Raw genomic sequence first — 3,966 nt, forward strand, 5'->3', positions numbered from 1 at the left:
CGGGGGGGTGGCCGCCCCCCTTAAATGTTTTTTCCCCACTTTCGCCCCTCCCCCCCCCCCCTCCCGGTTTGGGGAGGGGCGCCCGCCCCCCCGCCGCCCCCCGGTACTCAACGCTTACTTCAGTTCAACCTTGGCGCCGGCTGCTTCCAGCTGGGCCTTGAACTTGTCCGCGTCGGCCTTGGAAACGCCTTCCTTGACCGGCTTCGGAGCCGCCTCGACCAGGTCCTTGGCTTCCTTGAGGCCAAGACCGGTGATGGCGCGAACTTCCTTGATGACGTTGATCTTCTGAGCGCCTGCCTCGGTGAGGACGACGTCGAATTCCGTCTTTTCCTCGACAGGAGCAGCAGCGGCCGCAGCGCCGCCGGCAGCGGCAACCGCCACCGGAGCAGCGGCGGAAACGCCCCACTTTTCTTCAAGAAGCTTCGACAGCTCGGCCGCCTCGAGGACGGTCAGCTTCGAAAGGTCGTCTACGATCTTTGCCAGATCAGCCATTGCAATGTTCCTTCATAAGGTTCGAACGTGTGTTTGTGATAGCGAGGAACGGCCTCATGCCGCCTCGTCCTTCCGGGCGTAAGCGCCGATGACGCGCGCGACCGAGGCCGCAGGCGCATTGACGATCTGGGCGATCCGGGTTGCCGGCGTGGCGATCATGCCAACCAGCCTGGCGCGCAGCTCATCGAGCGACGGGAGTGTGGCGAGTGCCTTCACACCGTCGGCGTTGAGCGAGGTGGTGCCCATTGCGCCACCGAGAATGACGAGCTTGTCATTTCCCTTGGCGAAATCGGACGCGACCTTCGGCGCCGCAATCGGATCCTCCGAATAGGCGATCAGCGTCTGTCCCTTGAACAGCTCGATGATCGATGCGGAGTCCGTGCCCTGAAGAGCGATTTTGGCGAGACGGTTCTTCGCGACTTTGACGGTGCCACCGGCGGCGCGCATTTTCGACCGAAGGTCGTTCATTTGCGCGACGGTGATACCGGCGTAGTGGGCCACGACGACTGAACCAGCGCTTGAAAACGCATCATTCAGCCCCGTGACGAGTTCGCGTTTTTCCGCTCTGTCCACTGCCTATCTCCAGTTGACCCCTGCCCTCTACGAAGGACAGGCGTCGGGTTGCCTTTTGCCGGCCGGGCCATCCAGTAACGGATCTCCCGAACGACGCTCGAGGATCCTGCCCCCTTTCGCCACACCTGCCGGCTAGCCGGACGGTGCGCAGACAAAAGGCAAACACGGTTCGAACCTTTCATTGGAGCTTTCGCCCCTTTGTCCGGTCTTCACCCGTCTCATGCAGGCCCACATGAATTAAGGCCCACATCACCTAAGGCTTGGGGCCGCCTGCAATCTCGGACAGGATGTCCGGAAGCCTTTCGACTTCCGGTACCGGGCCACCGACAGGTCGGAGGCCCGGAATTCTTTCACGGATCAGCGTTTTAGCGGCCGATCCAATTGTTCGTATCAGGACGCTGCGAGCGTCGAGACATCGAGCTTGAGGCCCGGGCCCATCGTCGAGGTGACCGACACCTTCTTGACGTAGTTGCCCTTGGCCCCAGCCGGCTTTGCCCTGGTCACCGCGTCTGCGAAGGCGCGGACGTTTTCTTCCAGCGCCTTGACGTCGAACGACACCTTGCCGACGCCGGCATGAACGATGCCGGCCTTCTCGACGCGGAACTCGACGGCGCCGCCCTTCGATGCCTTGACAGCGGCGGCAACGTCAGTGGTGACGGTGCCGACCTTCGGGTTCGGCATCATGCCGCGCGGACCGAGCACTTTGCCGAGACGGCCGACCAGCGGCATCATGTCCGGCGTGGCGATGCAACGGTCAAAGTCGATCGTGCCCTTCTGGACGATGTCGACCAGGTCCTCGGCTCCGACGATGTCGGCGCCGGCGGCCTTGGCCTCTTCGGCCTTGTCGCCGCGCGCGAACACGGCGACGCGAACGCTGCGGCCGGTGCCGTTCGGCAGATTGACCACGCCGCGGACCATCTGGTCGGCATGGCGGGGATCGACGCCGAGGTTCATCGCGACCTCGACGGTCTCATCAAACTTCACCGAGGAGCGATCCTTGAGCAGCTTCAGCGCCTCACCCAAAGCGTAAGCCTTGTTGGGATCGATGCCTTCGCGGGTCTTCGATACACGCTTTGCAATCTTTGCCATGATCTCAGCCCACCACTTCCAGACCCATCGAGCGGGCGGAGCCCTCGACCATGCGCATGGCCGCCTCGACGTCGTTTGCGTTCAGATCCTTCATCTTCTGCTCGGCGATGGCGCGCACCTTGTCGCGGCCGATCGTACCGGCCTTGAGCTTGCCCGGCTCCTTGGAACCCGACTTCAGGTTGGCGGCCTTCTTCAGGAAATAGCTCACCGGCGGCGTCTTCATGACAAAGGTGAACGACTTGTCCTGGTAGTAGGTGATGACGACCGGAACCGGCGAACCCTTTTCCATTTCCTGGGTCTGCGCGTTGAACGCCTTGCAGAACTCCATGATGTTGATGCCACGCTGACCAAGCGCCGGGCCGATCGGGGGCGACGGCGTGGCCGATCCCGCGGAAACCTGGAGCTTGAGCTGGCCTGCAATCTTCTTAGCCATCTCTCTTCCTGCCTTTTCTCATGCCGGTCTTGCCGGCGGTTGCAGTCTGGTGGTGCGGTCCGCGCGGCCGGCTAAAGCCGCATTCGCCTCCCACCCGTTTTTGGCCGCGCGATCTCCGCGCCGCCTTCCCTGCCGCCGAAACCGGTGCAGGGATTTCGGATCAGCCCTTCTCGACCTGTCCGAATTCCAGATCGACCGGCACGGCGCGCCCGAAGATCGATACTTCCACCTTGAGCCGCGCCCGCTCTTCGTCCACTTCCTGGACGAAACCGTTGAACGACGCGAATGGTCCATCCGAAACGCGGATCGCTTCGCCGATCTCGAACGTCACCGACGGCTTCGGCCGCTCGACGCCTTCCTGAACCTGGTTCAGGATACGCTGGGCTTCGGCTTCGGTGATCGGCACCGGCTTGGAGTCGCCCAGGAAACCGGTGACCTTCGGCGTGTTCTTGACGAGCGAGAACACGGCATCGGTCAGATTGGCTTTCAGCAGCACATAGCCCGGAAAGAACTTGCGCTCGGCATCGACCTTGCGGCCGCGGCGGATCTCGACGACCTTCTCGGTCGGCACCACGATCTGCTCGATGTCGGCGGACAGGCCCTTCTGCTTGGCCTTGTTCTCGATGTCCTCGGCGACCTTCTTTTCAAAGTTCGAGTAGGCGTGGACGATGTACCACCGCGCGGTCATTTCAAGACTTCTCCGTAATCGCCGGACTTACTGTCCGAGGCCGAGGATTTTTTCGACCGCAAAGCCCATGGCCACGTCTGCGGTAAAGAAAAAGATCATCGCGATGACCGCGAACACAAGGACCATCACCGTCGAGATCATCGTTTCGCGCCGCGACGGCCAAGTGACCTTGGCGGTCTCCGCGCGAACCTGCTGGAGAAAGGTGAAAGGATTTGTGGTTTTCGAAGCCATATGCCGCTCTGTCTGCAAGACCCGTTGGCCGGGTCTCCTGGATGATCCCGCTGGCCGGGACGTGCCGCTTGAGCGTGCGTTCGCGCCGAATCAGCGCAATCATTTCGCCCATGCAAATCAGACGCGTAAAGCCGGCTTCCCAGCTCCACGCGTCGCGTGTCTGTTTCGTCTACATAAAACCGATTCTTGATCCACGCAAGTGGCAAGTGTCCGCTTTATGCCCAAACGCCGCCTCGGAACCATCCAGTCGTTCCGTCCCGGCTATGCGGCCCTTATGCCGCAACTTATGCTATATGGCAAGTCACAAGCCGGTTTTCAAAGGCCGCACTGCAAAAGAATCGTTTTAGGTATCCATTCTGAGCGGCCCGAGACATAGGTGACGATTTGTACCGGACACATAGGTAACACTTTTCGGTTTTTGCCGGGAGGTGTTGATGCCGTGGAGAGAGTGTTCGGTGAT

General features: G+C 61.4%; 6 protein-coding genes. All 6 read right to left on the minus strand.

All coding sequences use genetic code 11. The annotated features are described in order from the left end of the window. Nucleotides 1-114: 114 nt before the first annotated feature. The 6 genes from rplL to secE all read right to left on the minus strand — a co-directional run bounded on the left by rplL (nucleotide 115) and on the right by secE (nucleotide 3,506). The gene (rplL, locus tag NKJ13_RS31315) at nucleotides 115-492 is read right to left on the minus strand and encodes a 50S ribosomal protein L7/L12 (RefSeq protein ID WP_140752948.1); all 378 of its coding nucleotides are present in this window, start codon (nucleotides 490-492) and stop codon (nucleotides 115-117) included. A 54-nt stretch (nucleotides 493-546) separates the two neighbouring features. Further along, entirely contained in the window at nucleotides 547-1,065 is a 519-nt protein-coding gene (gene rplJ, locus NKJ13_RS31320; protein ID WP_008875657.1) for a 50S ribosomal protein L10, read from the minus strand. Between the two features lie 390 nt (nucleotides 1,066-1,455). Then, nucleotides 1,456-2,154: a 50S ribosomal protein L1 gene (gene rplA, locus NKJ13_RS31325; protein ID WP_254817142.1), complete on the minus strand. Its 699-nt coding sequence runs from the start codon at nucleotides 2,152-2,154 to the stop codon at nucleotides 1,456-1,458. Nucleotides 2,155-2,158: 4 nt separating this feature from the next. Further along, entirely contained in the window at nucleotides 2,159-2,587 is a 429-nt protein-coding gene (rplK, locus tag NKJ13_RS31330; protein ID WP_254817141.1) for a 50S ribosomal protein L11, read from the minus strand. A 160-nt stretch (nucleotides 2,588-2,747) separates the two neighbouring features. Beyond that, nucleotides 2,748-3,275, minus strand: coding sequence for a transcription termination/antitermination protein NusG (nusG, locus tag NKJ13_RS31335; protein WP_006333333.1), 528 nt, complete (start codon nucleotides 3,273-3,275; stop codon nucleotides 2,748-2,750). Nucleotides 3,276-3,302: 27 nt separating this feature from the next. Beyond that, nucleotides 3,303-3,506: a preprotein translocase subunit SecE gene (gene secE, locus NKJ13_RS31340; protein ID WP_023680439.1), complete on the minus strand. Its 204-nt coding sequence runs from the start codon at nucleotides 3,504-3,506 to the stop codon at nucleotides 3,303-3,305. Nucleotides 3,507-3,966: the final 460 nt, after the last annotated feature.

It is taken from the genome of Mesorhizobium sp. M0174, from assembly GCF_040322275.1.
Classification (GTDB): domain Bacteria; phylum Pseudomonadota; class Alphaproteobacteria; order Rhizobiales; family Rhizobiaceae; genus Mesorhizobium.